The organism is Crocosphaera sp. (assembly GCF_030064895.1).
In the GTDB taxonomy this organism is placed as follows: Bacteria; Cyanobacteriota; Cyanobacteriia; order Cyanobacteriales; family Microcystaceae; genus Crocosphaera.
Genome location: NZ_JASJEB010000053.1, coordinates 1 through 16405, shown reverse-complemented (window position 1 = coordinate 16405; position 16405 = coordinate 1). Strand labels below are relative to the sequence as shown.

Sequence of the window (16405 nt, the reverse complement as noted above, 5' to 3'; positions counted from 1 at the left end):
GACCTGGCTTCCCCACTATTAATTTTCCTCCATTCTTAAAAACTAATAAACTTCTCATAGGTTTATTAGGGATGATTTTTTAAAAAAGTCTTTTCATTTTCTTTTTACAAACAGTCTCTAATTCTTCACACTCAGTAAAATATTCTTGAGCTTTCTCTGGAGTTTTAAAAATTAGCTCAACCCTCTTGATTTTTCCGTCCCAAAATTCGTTATAACTCTTTAGGGTTTTAAAATCATCTACACTGAACTTATCGTGAGGATTCGTTTTCCAAGGAAGATACCAACGACCGCTAGTACCATGTTGTAGACAAATTCTGTCTTTAATTTCCTCAGTAGTAGGCTTACCTTCTTTATCAACTTCATCAAATTTAGGTCGATAGACGGTTAATAGGTGTACGTGAGGTCCGACATATTGATTCAAATCTTCTTCACTTATTGAATTAGCAGATAATCCCCAAGAACTTTCAAAATATTCCCTAATAGAAGCAAGAGAAGTGAACTCTTCTGTTGCGGTATTATCTAAGACTTGTTCCCAAGGAATTTCTATATCTCGTTTACGCTGAAAAGAAAGAATAGGAGGAGTTTCTTTGAGATTTTCAGGCGGTTTATCCACTAATAAAAAAGGTTGAAGTTGATTGCTATTACCCTCCAAACTGAAAATATCTTCACGTTTCGGTATTTCGGGTAAGACTGGATTTAGGGTTTGAATCGAACCATTTTTACCATTACTACTCATAATTTTGTCCTCAAATCAGGCTAAAATTTAGGAATATTAAGATAAGTTATTTATAATTGACTTATCTTCTTTTTTATGTGTAATCAGGGTTGATTAAATGAGCTTTTAAAAAATAGAAAAACATAGGTCCACCCCTCCCATCGAGTTGATAGGAAATGTAACAAACTTACTACCCCACTTTTGTCTAAGGAGTGAAGTATTATTACCTGTCATCTATGAGTCTATTTTAGTAATTTTTTTAGTGAGTTGTTGCCTATAATTGTCCAAAGATTTACAAAAATTGATAATTCAACTTAGAGAAATATTTGACAGTGTGTTCCTTACCATAGAAATCAGGTTTCATTTATGAGATTAGGAGTAGGGTGTAACAGTTTTAAACCCCTACAAATCACTCTTGTAGGGACATAATATTATTATGTCCTGACTGGTTCTCAAATTTCATTCCTGACTGCTATAAGTTGATCGTCTGCTTAGCCTCTCGGTTCCTTCCCCTCTCGAAAAATTACTTAATACAACAAGAGACGGTTAACGAGTAAAACTACGGATACTTAAATTATATCCGTAGGTAATGCCGTATTTTTTCGGCTGTATTCAGATAACTATTTACCTACAATCAAGACTAGAAAAATCTAAAAAATTAGATAATTGATAGTAAGAGAAACAACTATGGCCAATGATTTACAAACACCACTTCTCGAATATTTACGGCATAAACTAGCTATTCCTGCTGATGCTTTAAAAATGGCTGTTAAGTTTACAGAAACTTCTATGGGTTCGCTGCCAATGGTACTTTGGCAATACGGATTAATTGATATACATCAGTTAGATGAAGTTTTAGATTGGATAGATAACCGAGATGTTAACGACATTGAATTAAGCTATTAAGTTTTATTCATTGTTTTATAGCAGTACCAAAATTATTTAGAATATTTTTTCTGTTTTTAATTATCATTTTAAGGGAACAAAAAATTCATCAAGACTACTAAATTTGGTGTATGATGCTATATTTATTCGATTTTTAGTTAAGGTATTTGTTTAATAAATTAGTGAAAATATTGATCATGAATAAACCTGTTTTACCTCCTGATGATCTACCTTCTGTTAATCCTATTTATCATGAACTTTTTGGGGAGTTAGAAGAAGTAACTGGCAAAATATTTTACAATAATTGTGATTTTTTTACACAAGATTTATTAAAGCAGTGTGGATGGGATGTCACTATTAGAAGTAAAGGATTAACTTTAGTAGTTATTTGTCCTAATAGTTACTTAAATTGGGAAATTTTGAAATCTATTCCATTATTAGCTGATAGTTTACAAGTGTTAAGTAATAGAGCGAAAATTAAAATTTATCCACCCCCAGGTACTGGTACTCCTATGGATATTATGCTAGATAATTCTTTTTTGTAACTCAAATCATAACAACATTGATTCGAGTCTAATATGAATTCATCCATGATTTTTACAAAACTTTGAATTTTATATGTTTGAACTTTAACATATCTTTACAAATACACAAAGATTTTTTGAGGTATAGAATTATACATAGATAAATAAATATTTTAATCATTAATTAATTTCGATAGTTAGTCCATAAAATAACACCATCTTGCTCATATTTAAGTTGAAAATTGTTATTATTTTTCAATTTGTTAACTAAATTATTAACAGTATTTTCTGAATTTTCCCATCCTGGATAACGAGTGTTTAGTAAGATATAATCAAACTTTTCTATATCAATAGGTTCTCTATCTTTGATAGCTAATTTAATAACAGGACGATGGGTTAAATGTGGTGATATTTGTGGTGAGGTTAATACTTTAACTTTTTCAGGAACTAATTGAACTGCTTTTCTCATTGCTGATACTGTTTCTATTTGTTCTAAATATCGAGAGGTAAAATAACCATATTTTCCTAATGCTAAAAAAGTAATTAATGACCAGATTATAATATATTTAGGGTTACGAATTAAACCTTTATTGGCTGCTAAAGTTGCTATAACTGACAACAATAAAAACGGTAAAATAGCAATTGAATATTGATGAACTAAATCTTTTTGTGGTTGATAATCCGTTAATATATTTAACATTAATGCAGGAATAGCTGCAACTAATGGGGTTAAATAACGAGGAGATAAACCCCAAATTACAGGAATAAATAATAAGATAATATATTCTAAATTAGCTAAAGTAAAAATACGACTCAAAATAATATTAGGTTTTAAGAATAAATTAGTGATAATTTCTGCTACCGAGTCTCCTAAAAATGAATAACGTCCCACTGCTGCTACTTCGTCACCACTAAACTGAGGAATAATTAATTGTGTGGTAATAATAAACCAAAATACACCAAGAAATAATGATAAAAATCCATACTTTCTTCTTTTTTCAAACAATAATAACCAGACTCCCATCGCTGCAACTGTTAAGGATAAAACTGCCTTACAACTTAAAATTAAAATTAGTGCAAAAAGAAACTGTAAAAAATTATTTTTTCTTCCTGCTAATACTGCCCAAAATATTACTGGTAAAGCAATTACCTCTGAATGAAAATCAAATAAATTAACATTAAAAATCAAAGGATAAAGTAAATAAACCCCAACTATAGTTAAAGCTAAATTATCTTTTAAACCTCCTTGCTTAGCCAATAACCATAAGGGTATAATAGAAGAAGATAAAGCCAATGCTTGCACTAAAAATAACCAATGAACGTTAGAGTAAATAACATAAAATAACGCCAAAGGATAAAAAATAAAAGCAGCATGATCCCCCAAAATATGATCCTCAGAAAACGAAACAATAGGGGGTTTTCCTTGACTAATTAAATAAAGAGATTGATCAAACCAACCTAAATCTAACGCATTGGATTGAAACAACCAATGACGGAAACTAGCACAAAAAAATAAAACTAAACTACTAATAAAAAATATTAGCCATAATAAACGGGGAATTTTCATCACTTCCACTTTAAACGACAGTAGAGACGCTTCATGAAACGTCTCTACATAGAGATAGATTTGATTATATCTAGTTCCTGATTTAAACTGATCATAAGTGTTAAGATCATTATAAATCATTGATCTCTGAACTCCGAACCCCTAACTCCGAACTCATACTAATTAACGATTTTCAGACGTATAAAAAGGCTTTTTAACCACTTTAGCAGAGTACAATTTTCCTCGAATTTCTACCTCAACCGTTGTTCCTTTTTTGCTTAACTCAGTAGGAACATAAGCCAAAGCGATCGCCTTTCCTAGTGTCGGTCCGATAGTTCCACTTGTCACCTCCCCGACAATTTTGCCCTCAGAAGCCACCGGATAGTCATGACGGGCAATATGTCGTCCTTCCATTTGTAAGGCCACTAAAAGCCGTTTAACCCCTTCTGTGGCTTGTTTTTCTAACACATCTCGCCCGATAAACTGCTCTTTTTTATCCAAATGCACCAACCATTTTAGACCAGCTTCTAAGGGAGTGGTGCGATCGTCAATATCTTGTCCATAGAGACACATAGCTGCTTCCAAACGCAGGGTATCTCTGGCCCCCAACCCACAAGGAGAGACTTTGGCCTCAATGAGCGATCGCCATAACTCTTGTCCACCTTCAGGGGCGATCATTACCTCAAAACCATCTTCTCCAGTGTAGCCTGTGCGAGCGATAAAAGCAGGGTATCCTAGTACCTGGGTTTCTATGTGGCCAAAGAAAGATAGTTGCGTTAGATCAGCTTCTACTAAAGGCTGTAATTTTTCTACCGTTTGGGGACCTTGTACAGCTAATAAGACTTTTTCGGCAGATAAGTCGCTAAAATTAACCTCATGTGTGCTTATATTAGATAATATCCACTCTTTATCCTTATCTTTAGTGGCTGCATTAGCAATAATCACCGCTTTATCAGGCCCTTGACAGTAAACAATAATGTCATCGATAATGCCGCCATCCGGGTTCAATAATACGGTATATTGAGCTTTACCAGGGGTTAATCGGCTCAAGTCCGAAGGAACAAGAGACTGTAACAGAGGAAGCCAACCTTCTCCCTCCAAGCTAAACTTAGCCATGTGAGAAATATCAAACATTCCCACCTCGTTCCTTACGGTTTGATGTTCTAATTTTAGCCCGGTAAACTGTACCGGCATTTCCCAACCAGAAAACGCTGTCATTTTTGCTTTCTGTTCTAAAATGAGATCGTATAAAGGAGTGCGCAAAAGAGAATTAGCCACAGGAATTTATTAATAATCAGCGAGTTCTATTTTAGCGTGAGTTCGACACAATTTAGCTTTTAAATAAGTTGATTTTTAAGCTACTACGACAAAACTTCACTGCTCAATTCTATCTTTTAATTATTAAGTATTATGGATCATTTTTTTGCATTTGAACAAGAATTTATCGAGTCTTTACACTGTATTCCCATGATTGTCCGTTTCAAGTTGGATACTTGTGGTGTGAAATTAAAATTAATGCACTGGAATCAGTTTACCTCTCAAGAAAAACAAGTATTAGTTAATATGGCTTGTGAAACCTCAGAAGAAGCAAAACTATATAGAGATTTTTTGCAAACTTTAGTCACTGAAAAAACAGGAACTCCTGCTAAAAATTTACCTATTGATGATAATCCGCCTTGGTTAAATAGTGAGCATATTCCTGTAGAAATTCAAGAAAAAGCAACAGAATTCAACAAAGAAATTACCTTAGAGAAATGGAAAGAACTGACACCATTACAACGATTTGCTTTACTTAAATTAAGTCGTCCCAGTCATGAAAATAGTAACTTTTTCCCTGCTTTACAGGAGTTTAATTTATAATTTATTATTGCGAGGTACTTACTATGTCCTATGATCTTAATACTCATATTACCCAAAGCGAGATATACCAAAGATTACAAGTTAACGCTGAGCAATTAAAACAATTTTGTAAATCTAATTATATTGCTGAATTAGCTGTTTTTGGTTCTATTTTAAGAGATGATTTTTCTGTTAATAGTGATGTTGATTTACTAATTACTTATCTACCTTCTGCCCCTAGAGGTTTATTAGAGAAAATTCAACTCAAAGAAAAATTTGAAAATCTTTTTCATCGCCCTGTAGATTTAATAAGCAAAATCAGTATTGAAAATAGTTCCAATTGGATTAAACGTCAGAACATTCTTAACCACTCTGAGGTTATTTATTATGCGTGATTTAGGAACTTTATTAGATATTTATCAATCCATACTTTTGGTTTTTAACTATAGTAAAAATAATCAAGAGAAACAGGATGCGATTTTGAGAAGAATTACTATTGTTGGAGAAGCAACAAAAAGATTATCTCCAGAGTTCAGAGAAAAACATTCTACTATTCCTTGGAAACAAATAGCTGGTATGAGAGATATTATTAGTAATAAATATGACGAGATAGACTTAAAAGAAGTTTGGACAGTTATTACAGTTAATTTACCCAGTTTACACGACTATATTCTCCCTTTATTACCTGAAGAATATAAACCATAATTCACTCATACTTATATCTTTAATTCATTTAAAGCTGACGAAACAATTGAGGAGTAATACCGGTCCAACGTTTAAATGCACGACTAAAATGACCTTGGGTTGAATATCCTAATACTTCAGAAATTTCTCTAAGGGTAAGATTAGATTCTTTAAGTAAGGTTTTTGCTCGTTCAAATTGTATTTGATTAATGATTTCAGTGTAACTTATTTCTGCTTCTTGTAATCGTCTTTGTAAGGTTCTAGAACTCATTCCTGTAATGTCAGCAAGTTCCTTAAGATTAGGGTAATTATTGGTAGAAAAAGATTGTATAACTTGTCTGAGAGAACCAACAAAATCTCTTGCTGGAGTCGATAAATTAATAATAGAAGAAACATCTGGGAAATATATTTGGGTTTGACTTAAACTTAAAAGAGTAGAATCAATTGCGAGCGCTGTTAATTTTTCTTTATATTTAATCTCGGTATTTTGTAAAGGTTTAAATTGTTTAATAGAAGAATTTTGTTTCATTTGTAAACAAATTTTTGACGGTTGCCAATGTTTTAAACCTGTTGTATAGCGCACTAAATTAATCATTAACATTAAAGTATAAGCTTCTACTGCCTTTTTCCCAACTGCAATTTCTGGAATTCCTTGACGACAAAACCAAATTTTAGAACCCTTTTCACATAACCATAAACTAGCTTGAGAACTATGTAATCTAGTGAATAAACAAAGACGGTTAAGAGCATCATAAGCGGTTAAACTAGGGTACATTAACCCTAAAACAAAATCAAAATTTCCCTCATTTCCTGTGTGTAAACCAAATTCAATTGCTGAACCATTTCCTTTCCCTGCTCTCTCAATAAAATCCCAAACTTGATATTCTGGTAATAATTTTTCAGGAGTATTTAAAACATCAATACTAATTTTAGATTGTTCTAAAAATTTGTTACTATTAGATCCAATTTTATCTAGAAAAGTTAGGTAAGGTTCTAATTGACTGGCACGAATTAGAGGAATGGCTTTCATTAAATATCTTTTTAAATTTTTACCTTGATTATTTTAAGTCATTTTAGCAAATTGGCGTGATCGGGTAAAGACATTTATATGTGATTGTGAGATCCTTAAATTTGCTGGCAAAAAATTACCAGTCAGGAATGAGTTGAAAGATGAAACAATCATTAATTTTTGCTTTGACTGCTTCTTTGGTATCAATTATATGCAATGATTATGCTGTTGCTGACATTTTTTCTGAGGAAGCAAAATTAGGGGCGAATGCAGGAGCAATGAACTATTGTCGAGGGAATTTTATGACAGAAGATGACAATGGACGTTATAACATTTTAGCCCTGAAAACCTTAGAAGATTTTAACCGTTTATCCAGTGGGGACAAAGTGAAAGCTCTTGTCTATAAAAAAGCCGCTGAAAATGGTGATTATTTAGGGGAACCATTAACTCAAGAAAGGTGTGAAAACTTACGCCAACTTTTATATGTTCAATATGGGAGACCTAGTGTCAGTAATTGATATATAGCAGTTCTCATACTTGTGAGGTACAGATTTTTCTAGTTTTAGGAGTTCGGAGTCAGATATTAGGTGTACCTTATGACTGTGGGAAATGCTATCTAGCAATCAGCTTTCAGTTGTGAGAAAATATTGAGCAGGGTAAAACACAGTTTTAAACCCCTACAAGGGTATATTTGTAGGGAAATAATATTATTATTTCCTGATAGATTTTCAGTTCTCACATATCATTACTGATTGCTATAGATTGGATCTAAGTTGTTTAGTTTGAGAGAAGTTATTGAACCATGAAAAATAGTTTGCGTCTTAGTTTTTCTGACAATTTATCTACACCTGATTTCATTGCGCTCGGTATTTCCCTTATTGCAGCTTATCTGGGACTATTTAGTGGTCATAAATCCTTCAGTAAAGAGTTAGTTCTGTTTCTACTATTTTTAAATAGTTTGGATTTGTCTTTAGTTTTATTAATGGGGAAAAGCTTTGCCCAATACAAAGAGACCATTAGTAGCTTTTTGCGATCGCCTAAATTTATTGGGGTTGATATTTTCCCTGCTTTATTAATTGCAGAATTTATCTATGGGCCTTTTCTAAAAGGGTTCTTTTTAGAACTCATGGCGTTTATTGTTACCTATTTAGTCATGAGAGTTCTGAGGTTAAAAATTATTGCCTCTCTTCGTTAGGACTTAATTGGACAAATAGTCAGGATTTATTATGACAAAAGCTAGTGATTTTAAAGCCTTAAAATGGCGTAATATTGGGCCATTTCTGGGAGGCCGTGGTACTTGTGTTGTCGGCCATCCCACTGATAAACAAGTTTTCTATCATGGTCATTCTTCGGGGGGACTCTGGAAAACCGAAGATGCGGGTCAATATTGGATACCCGTCGGTGATGGACAATTTAATATGGGTTCAGTGGGTGCGATCGCTATTTCTGAACAGAACCCCGATATCATCTATGTGGGTTTAGGGGAACCTCAAATACGGAATAGTGCATCCTGGGGAGATGGGGTCTATAAAACCACCGATGGTGGCGCAACTTGGCAACATATTGGCTTAAAAGACTCTAAGCATATTGCTAAAATTAGACTCCATCCTGATAACCCTGATCTAGTTTATGTTGCATCTATGGGTCATGGTTTTGGCCCTAGCAAGGAAAGAGGGGTTTTTCGCTCCCAAGATGGGGGTCAAACCTGGGAAAATGTCCTCTTTAAGAGTGAAAATAGCGGATGTATCGACTTAATTGTTAATCCTAGGGATCCCAAGGTTATTTTTGCGGCCATGTATGAGTTTGAGCGCAAAACTTGGGGTGCAAAAACAGGGGGACCAGAAAGTGGACTCTGGCGATCGCTTGATGGTGGCGATACCTGGGAAGATATTAGTGGTAATACAGGAATGCCGGCAGGACATAAGGGACGCATTGGTATTGCTATGTCTCAAGCTGATCCTAATCGTGTTTATGGTCTAATTGACTCAGAAACCAAAGCAGGTTTATATCGTTCCGATGATTTAGGGGTAAATTGGTCTTTTGTCTCTAACTTTGCCCAAATTATCGCTCGTCCTTTCTATTTCTTCCATCTTTTTGCTGCACCCCACAACGCAGACGAACTTTGGGCCCCAGCGAATAAGCTTTATAGTTCCAAGGATGGGGGTGAAACTTGGGTACTGGAACCGGGTATTAAGGATGACTATCACGAAGCTTGGGTAGATCCCAAAGATCCTAATCGTATCATTGTCACTTGTGATGGTGGTTGTCAAATCTCCTTAACTGGGGGCAAAACCTGGTCTAGCTTTAATAACCAATCGACAACCCAGTTTTATCGACTATTTTGTGATAATCAGTTCCCTTATAACTTATATGGTAATCCCCAGGATACAGTAACGGTTAAATGTCCCAGTGCATCTCGTTGGGGTGGTATTTCTGAACACGAAACCATTGTGGTTGGTAATGGTGAAACAGGTGCAGCTATACCCCATCCGACTGATCCTGATATTGTTTATAATCTTTCCACTGGTTCAATTTGTGGTACAGGTGGTTCTTTTACCATCAATAATCTGAAAACCGGACAAAATGAAATGCGGCCTATTTGGCCTGAGTCAACCTTTGGGACTCCTGCGACTGAGTTTAAGTATCGTTTTAATTGGCACTTACCCTTCTTCCTCTCACCTCATGATAACAAAACCTTCTATGCAGCCGGAAATGTAGTTTTCCGTTCCACTGATGAAGGGATGAGTTGGGAAAAAATTAGCGATGATCTGACCAACGATATTCAGGATAAACAGCAACTCGCGGGAACGTCTTGGATGGGAGAATATTTCGGTCAAGAAATTTATTCGACCATCTTCCGTTTAGAAGAATCTCCCCATGAAAAGGGTGTCATTTGGGCCGGGAGTGATGATGGATTAATTCACTTGACCAAAGATGGGGGTCAAACTTGGGAAAATGTTACGCCACCCAATTTACCGGAATTTTCCCCTATTTATGAGATTGAGTTCTCTCCCCACGATCCCGGGACGGTTTATATTGCTATTACGCGGTATCGCACAGCAGATGACTATTCTCCCTATTTGTACAAAACCACTGACTCTGGTAAGACTTGGACTTGTATTAGTGAAAGCTTCCCTCAAGACGAAATAACTCGTACTATTCGCGAAGATACAGTACGCAAAGGATTACTATTTGTGGGGACAGAAACGGGGGTTTTTGTGTCCATCGATGATGGTAAAGAATGGCGACGCTTAAATCTGAATTTACCTCGTGTTCCTGTCCATGACATTAAAATTAAGGATGCAGACTTAGCGATCGCAACTCATGGACGCAGTTTTTGGGTTCTCGATGATATTAGTCCCATTCGTCAATATTCCGAGAAATTAACCCAGAAAAAGGCACACTTATTTAAACCTGAAACCTATACTCGTTTTGGTTATAACTGGTGGATGGACTATGGTGGGGGGCCTGTTTCTGACAAAAAATATTACTTTGTTCAAAATACTCGTCCTGGTCACACTTTTTATGAGCAAGGTGTGGTTGATGGGGAGAAACAACGCAAATTTATTGATGCTGGTGATTCTCGTCCCATAGGTGTGATTATTTACTATCTCCTCAGTGAAGATGCGAAGGATGTTAGTTTAACCATTTTGGATGAGGAGGGTAACGAGATTCAAACTTTCAGTAAAGAAGAAATTCCCACCCAAAGATTTGCCAGTTTTGATGCTCGTGGGTATGAACAAGATTTAACCACGGGGAAACCTAAAGCGACGGTTAGTCAAGGATTAAACCGCTTTATTTGGGGTACTCGTTATCCTTCTGTTTCCTCTGTACCGGGTCGTCCTCCTGTTATTATCAACCCCTTTGCTAAACCTGGTATTTATCAAGTCTGTTTAAGGGTTGATGGGGAAACTCAGACAGAATCTTTTGAAGTACAAATTAATCCTAACGAGAAATATACCCGTGAAGAAACTGATACTAAGGGTGAGTTTTGGATGAAACTTTATGGGAAAGCAGAAGAAGGTATCCAAACTGTCTTGAAAGCGCGTGCAGCTAAGGAAAAAGTAGCCAATACTCTTGCTGATGTTTCCGATAATCAAACATTAGTTGATCAAGGAGCAAAAATAAATGCTCTGTGTGACGAACTTGAAGGTAGTATGATGCCGGTGGGTACAACTTTAGTGCAAATTATTAACGAACGGACTAAGTTAGTTCCTAAGTTGACATGGTTACATAATGTTTTGGAAACTTCTGAAGGTCCAGCGAATCAAGGTGTTATTAATGTTTACAACAAAGTTACGAATGAAATGGATGAGGTAATTGCATCTTTTAACGGTCAACTTGAAACAGAAATGGCACAATTTGAGCAACTAATTAGTTAATTTTGCTGGATATAAATTCGATTTTCAAACTTCTAATAGTATAGCAGTCGCCAAAGCTATTAGGACATTTTTCTGTTCCCTGTTCCCTGTTCCCTGTTCCCTTAAAATATAATTTATGTGTCCTAACTAGCCTGTCTATTGCTATAACTGAAATCAGCTAATCAGGGACTTCCATAATAATAATCATGCAGCCTTCATAGTTCATAACTTAACTAAGGCTGCATGATTATTTACTTGGATCTTCCTTATTTTTTTCAAAAATTATAGTGACTGTGTGATATTGAAATCAGGATTTAACCACAAAAATTATATCTGATTCAGTTGTATAAGTTTTTTCTTCCCACTGAAAATTAAGTTGAAATCCTACATTTTGATCTACTTCGTCCAAATATTTATTTACATTTTGAGCAATTAGAGGTCTTGCTCTTTTAAGCTTCCAAGAATCGAAAAAGTTACTTTTATCGATAAGTACCAAAAATAGGCGATTAGAAGCATCAAAACGGCGTACCCCTTGGTTTTCATATAACCATCGCACCAATACTTGAGGATTTACCATAGAATCATTTAATAATTGTTTTCGGCAATTTTCCAATTCAGAAATAAGTTCAGAAGCACGATTATCTGGATGATCATCTAATTTTTGCCATAAATCAGGTATTAAAACTGAATCAGCAGAAGATTGTTCAAAACTTATATCTAATTCTCTTGCCATTGCTTTCATTAAAGTTAATTCAGGTCGTAATTGGTGTGTTCGACGATAATTTTTAATGTACCCTTCTGGTAGATAAGTAACTTTAAGATCAAAAGGTCTATTGTTAATAAAAAAATCTATTTTCTTTATAAGTCCTATGGCTGGAATCACTTGACTATGATCCTTAAAAATATCTTCAATCATTATAGAACTCCAGTGATTATACCAAGAGGCAAGAACGTAAGCTCTCATACTATTATGAAGATCATTTTCTATAGCTTTACTTAATAATTCGTAAGACTTAATTTTTTTTACATAATTATCTACAATTGTTTTTTCCAAGCTATTTTGATGAAGACCTCCCCATTCAAAGGATTGAATTTTATACAATTCATTAACTAGCTGATTTTCATTGTTTCTTCTAACTTGTCTTTCTCTCTCATATAGGTCAAGAATTACTTGATCTACATCTTTTATTTTAATATTTGAATTATAAATTATTCTTAACCAGCCTTTTGATGTAATATCTCCGACATCAATATTATGCTTATCAATGAGGTATTGCATCTGTGATTTTCTAGAAAGCGAACGTAGCTTTAGAAATCTCATCCCATCTGTAGTCTTGGCAAGTTCTCCAATTTTGTCATTCTTAAAAAAAGTATTGGCAGTATCAAAATCCATCATAATTATTATTAATTTGACTTATTAGGATAGTTAGTTGACCATTCACGGATAGCACTGAATATATTAATAATATATTCTTTGTATAATTGGGTAGTGTTTTTTCCATAAAGTAAAACAAAATCTGTCTTTAGTCCTCCTTTTCGATTATCTTGAACTACAGAACCAGCCGAGTATTCCAGAGGATAACAGCCAATATACTTAAGCTCTGATGATTTTTCAAGTTCGTATAGACTATTCCAGTAATGATTGGATCGGGCATTAAACATTACTGCTAATAATCCATTATTATCGAGTACGCGAGCGCATTCATAAAATATACTAGATAATTTTTTTTGATAAACGCCAATATTTTTAGAGCGTTCTTTTGCATTTGATACAACAAGTTCCGCTTCATAATTTGAATGAAAACCAAGAACACTATTCCACATTTCACTTAGTTCTAGATATGGAATTCTATCACCATGAGGAGGATCGGTAAGAATAACTTTTATACTATTATCGGGTATCTCTTTGATCAGTGTTTCTGCATCACCAACACGAATATAAGTATCTTCACAATTATGTAAAAAACTAGATAAATCTGATGAAATAGAAGTTGTTTTTTGAGTATCAAGAGACTTAATTGCTTTTAAAAGCTTTCTGGCTTTATTGTGATAACAATTCCATGGGTTTATCTCAAAATGTTGTTGGGGTCGCCAGTAGCCAATTACCCAACTGCCTACTTCTATTTTTTCAATCGCTTTTCCTTTTGTTTTCCCTCTTTTTGAAACCGCAAAAACCATTTTTGACATTTGCCCAAGAGCAGCAGATAAAATTAAAAGTAATGCTCTTTTAATTTTATCATCATAATTTTCTATTTCTGCTTTTAACAAATCAATAGCTTGTAAAGCACGAGGAGTAAATAGATCAGTTATGGTAAGATTTTTTCTAGAGTTAATACGTGAATTATTAAATAGACAAAGATTTCTTATATTTTGCGGTTGATAGGATTCAATAGATTGAAATTGTATAATCTCATTGTGGTCTAAATCAATTTCAATTCGTCTGTTGCTTTTTTTTGTCCATACCTTAGTTATCTTATCATTATCCCATAAAAAGTGAGTAGCAATGTTTCCGTTGGATAACAAATACTTATGATTAATTGTATTCTTAAGTTTAGTTTCCAGTTCAGAAATCACGTTACTGAGTTCTATATAACTGGGTAGTTGTAAATATAATTGTGTTAATTCAATACTTATTGGATTAACATCAAAACCAATAAATCGTCTATTTTTCTCTACACATTCTTTTGCTATGAGTCCTGAGCCAAGAAATGGGTCTAAAATAATATCATCAGGTTGAGTAAGATTTTCAATAAGAAATATCCATGTTTCTATTGGCTTTTTGCCCCAATATTTATGAAATCCAGAAAGTCCTTTATACCCTTCAGGGGAAGTATAGACTCTTTGTATTTTATCACTGTCTAACTCTGTGCTTTTTAGTGAATTATGGAGCATTGACTAACCTAATTTGGAGTTGATGTTTTGACTAAGGACACTACATTTAAGTTTAACATTTCTTGATGGCTATTTCAACCATTGCTAATAGCTGTGTTGCTATCATAACAATTTTGAATGGCCTGTATGACTATAATCTTATAGTATGCTTAATACTATTTGACAAACCAATCTTCAAACGACCAAAAAGTGGCGTGAAATGGTAAAGATTTTGATGGAATTTGTCGCTATAATCATTGTGGAAAATTTTGCTTAACAGCTTATTACATTTTCTGACTTTATAAATTTGACTTATATCAAAACAAGATAAATGAATTCCAATAAAAAATCTGAACGAAAAAATATAAATATAATGCTTCTGCTGTTATTTTTTATTTCTGTTTTTGGAAAAATAAATTATATTAATTATGTTCATGCAGAAACCTTTCCCCAACAAGAAAAACCAGGTTGGAGTCAATGGAAAACTTGGAAAAATTTCCCACATAATCAAATTCAATTAGGGTTTTCTAATTCTGATTATGGTGGAATGATGGACTTAGAATATAAATGTTTTAATCAGGTTGGTTCGGAAAATGATGAAAAAAAAGAGCAAACTTATTGGTATCGTATTGCTGAACAAAAAGAAGCATCAGAATATTTAAAAATAGAAGTGGGATGTTGGCAAAATAATCAATTTACTGCGACTTCTATTGTTAATGGATTAATCATAAATTATAATTCTTCTTCTAGTTCTAATTCTAAATTATTAGGACAAACAATTAAACAATGTCCTAGAGAATTTAGAGGTTGGGATATTATTAAAAGCTTTGAAACCGAAAATTATAGTCTAGCACTTTGTCAACAAAATAATAATCTCTATCTTGTGGGACACGAAAAACAACAATATGAAGCTTTTATTACTGCTCAAGTTATTACTAATAATGATGATTTAATTATTGCCAAAGATGACAAGGGTTTATGGATAGAGATTAGTAATACTCACATCTTGCACCTGACATTGAAAACCCAATTTTGACCTAAATGGCAACGAATTTAATAGGGTTTCAGCCCTTTAAAATTCGGTTTTGTTTACTTTTTACGCTTGGTGCAAGATGTGAGTAATAATCAATTAAAAATCAGTCTTAATAATGAACTAATTGCCGAAGAAACTATTTTAAGTGACCATCAAGAAACTAATATTGAACCTTTATCTAATTATCAAAACGCTTCAGGTTTAGGAGGTCCCAGTAGTGTTAATAATGAATTAAGAGAAGATGCAAAGAAAAAAGAGTCTTTGTTTCCTGAAATAGACGAAACTTTTCAACCTTGGTTTGAATTTAAAGAAAATCTTGCTCAAGATACTGGTTTAACCTTTGGGATTGATTATAACTTTTTGTACCAAAATTTAAGCCAAAGCGCAGGGTTAGATGAAGCATCAGGAGGAATGTTTCGTATATTTGGGAATTGGAACTTATTAGGACGTAATACAGAATCTCCAGGATCTGTTGTTTTTAAAGTAGAAAACCGTCATATTTTTGCTAAAATTGCTCCCCAAAATTTAGGCTTTGAAACCGGTTATGTGGGATTAACAGGGACTCAATTTGGTGATTTTGGATGGGGAGTTACTAACTTAGAGACTGTTTGTAAAGAAAAGATAAAGAAATTAGGCGGCACAGATTTGTGGTTATAAAACTATGGAATAAGTTTTTATGACAGTTTTATGAAGAGACGTTCTTATCCGTCAGATATATAGCAATAGACAGGCTAGTTAGGACACATAAATTATATTTTAAGGGAACAGGGAACAGGGAACAGGGAACAGAAAAATGTCCTAATAGCTTTGGCGACTGCTATAACAGATTCCCAATGGGAAATAATTGAACCATTACTACCAAAGCCCAAAAAACGAGGGAGGCAAAGAGAAACTAATATAAAAGAAGTAGTTAATGCTATTCTTTACCTGCTTTGTGA

At 34.0% G+C, this 16405-nt stretch carries 17 protein-coding genes; 11 read left to right on the top strand and 6 right to left on the bottom strand.

What is annotated here, in order from left to right:
* Positions 1–79 precede the first annotated feature (79 nt).
* Positions 80–736, bottom strand: a complete 657-nt coding sequence (locus QNJ66_RS13470) for a hypothetical protein (protein WP_300507734.1) — start codon at positions 734–736, stop codon at positions 80–82.
* Positions 737–1402: 666 nt separating this feature from the next.
* Here QNJ66_RS13470 and QNJ66_RS13465 point away from each other — a divergent pair.
* Together QNJ66_RS13465 and QNJ66_RS13460 are read left to right on the top strand one after the other, a co-directional pair.
* The gene (locus QNJ66_RS13465) at positions 1403–1621 is read left to right on the top strand and encodes a DUF2949 domain-containing protein (protein WP_300507732.1); all 219 of its coding nucleotides are present in this window, start codon (positions 1403–1405) and stop codon (positions 1619–1621) included.
* Between the two features lie 176 nt (positions 1622–1797).
* On the top strand, positions 1798–2145 hold the full coding sequence (locus QNJ66_RS13460; protein WP_300507730.1) for a hypothetical protein: 348 nt from the start codon (positions 1798–1800) through the stop codon (positions 2143–2145).
* Positions 2146–2308: 163 nt separating this feature from the next.
* Here QNJ66_RS13460 and QNJ66_RS13455 read toward each other — a convergent pair whose 3' ends face one another.
* Positions 2309–3691: a DUF2079 domain-containing protein gene (locus QNJ66_RS13455; RefSeq protein ID WP_300507737.1), complete on the bottom strand. Its 1383-nt coding sequence runs from the start codon at positions 3689–3691 to the stop codon at positions 2309–2311.
* A 162-nt stretch (positions 3692–3853) separates the two neighbouring features.
* Positions 3854–4948 carry a glycine cleavage system aminomethyltransferase GcvT gene (gcvT, locus tag QNJ66_RS13450; RefSeq protein ID WP_300507728.1) on the bottom strand — a complete coding sequence of 365 codons (1095 nt, stop codon included), beginning with the start codon at positions 4946–4948 and terminating at the stop codon, positions 3854–3856.
* Positions 4949–5080: 132 nt separating this feature from the next.
* Between gcvT and QNJ66_RS13445 the strand changes: the two genes are divergently transcribed.
* The 3 genes from QNJ66_RS13445 to QNJ66_RS13435 are packed head-to-tail and all read left to right on the top strand — an operon-like array spanning position 5081 to position 6214.
* Positions 5081–5530 (top strand): nitrate reductase associated protein, encoded by a 450-nt coding sequence (locus QNJ66_RS13445; RefSeq protein ID WP_300507726.1) that lies wholly within the window; start codon positions 5081–5083, stop codon positions 5528–5530.
* A 23-nt stretch (positions 5531–5553) separates the two neighbouring features.
* Positions 5554–5904 carry a nucleotidyltransferase domain-containing protein gene (locus tag QNJ66_RS13440; RefSeq protein WP_300507723.1) on the top strand — a complete coding sequence of 117 codons (351 nt, stop codon included), beginning with the start codon at positions 5554–5556 and terminating at the stop codon, positions 5902–5904.
* Positions 5897–6214, top strand: a complete 318-nt coding sequence (locus QNJ66_RS13435; protein WP_300507721.1) for a HepT-like ribonuclease domain-containing protein — start codon at positions 5897–5899, stop codon at positions 6212–6214. Before QNJ66_RS13440 ends, QNJ66_RS13435 begins: the two co-directional genes overlap by 8 nt.
* A 28-nt stretch (positions 6215–6242) precedes the next feature.
* Here the strand turns inward: QNJ66_RS13435 and QNJ66_RS13430 are convergent, their stop codons facing one another.
* Positions 6243–7223 carry an AraC family transcriptional regulator gene (locus QNJ66_RS13430; protein WP_300507718.1) on the bottom strand — a complete coding sequence of 327 codons (981 nt, stop codon included), beginning with the start codon at positions 7221–7223 and terminating at the stop codon, positions 6243–6245.
* Between the two features lie 140 nt (positions 7224–7363).
* Here QNJ66_RS13430 and QNJ66_RS13425 point away from each other — a divergent pair, with 140 nt between their 5' ends.
* From QNJ66_RS13425 to QNJ66_RS13415, 3 genes are all read left to right on the top strand, one after another.
* Positions 7364–7720: a hypothetical protein gene (locus tag QNJ66_RS13425; protein WP_300507715.1), complete on the top strand. Its 357-nt coding sequence runs from the start codon at positions 7364–7366 to the stop codon at positions 7718–7720.
* Positions 7721–8004: 284 nt separating this feature from the next.
* Positions 8005–8397 carry a hypothetical protein gene (locus tag QNJ66_RS13420; RefSeq protein ID WP_300507713.1) on the top strand — a complete coding sequence of 131 codons (393 nt, stop codon included), beginning with the start codon at positions 8005–8007 and terminating at the stop codon, positions 8395–8397.
* Positions 8398–8428: 31 nt separating this feature from the next.
* Positions 8429–11584, top strand: a complete 3156-nt coding sequence (locus tag QNJ66_RS13415; protein ID WP_300507710.1) for a hypothetical protein — start codon at positions 8429–8431, stop codon at positions 11582–11584.
* Positions 11585–11870: 286 nt separating this feature from the next.
* On the opposite strand, the gene QNJ66_RS13410 is transcribed toward QNJ66_RS13415, so the two are convergent.
* Both QNJ66_RS13410 and QNJ66_RS13405 read right to left on the bottom strand, forming a co-directional pair.
* On the bottom strand, positions 11871–12959 hold the full coding sequence (locus QNJ66_RS13410; protein WP_300507708.1) for a hypothetical protein: 1089 nt from the start codon (positions 12957–12959) through the stop codon (positions 11871–11873).
* 8 nt (positions 12960–12967) lie between these two features.
* Positions 12968–14455, bottom strand: coding sequence for a DNA methyltransferase (locus tag QNJ66_RS13405; protein ID WP_300507707.1), 1488 nt, complete (start codon positions 14453–14455; stop codon positions 12968–12970).
* Between the two features lie 310 nt (positions 14456–14765).
* Here QNJ66_RS13405 and QNJ66_RS13400 point away from each other — a divergent pair, with 310 nt between their 5' ends.
* The 3 genes from QNJ66_RS13400 to QNJ66_RS26200 form a co-directional block, all read left to right on the top strand.
* Positions 14766–15470 carry a hypothetical protein gene (locus QNJ66_RS13400; RefSeq protein ID WP_300507704.1) on the top strand — a complete coding sequence of 235 codons (705 nt, stop codon included), beginning with the start codon at positions 14766–14768 and terminating at the stop codon, positions 15468–15470.
* A 78-nt stretch (positions 15471–15548) separates the two neighbouring features.
* The gene (locus QNJ66_RS13395) at positions 15549–16124 is read left to right on the top strand and encodes a hypothetical protein (protein ID WP_300507701.1); all 576 of its coding nucleotides are present in this window, start codon (positions 15549–15551) and stop codon (positions 16122–16124) included.
* 150 nt (positions 16125–16274) lie between these two features.
* The coding region (locus QNJ66_RS26200; protein ID WP_366146285.1) for a transposase at positions 16275–16405 on the top strand (131 nt) is incomplete at its 3' end.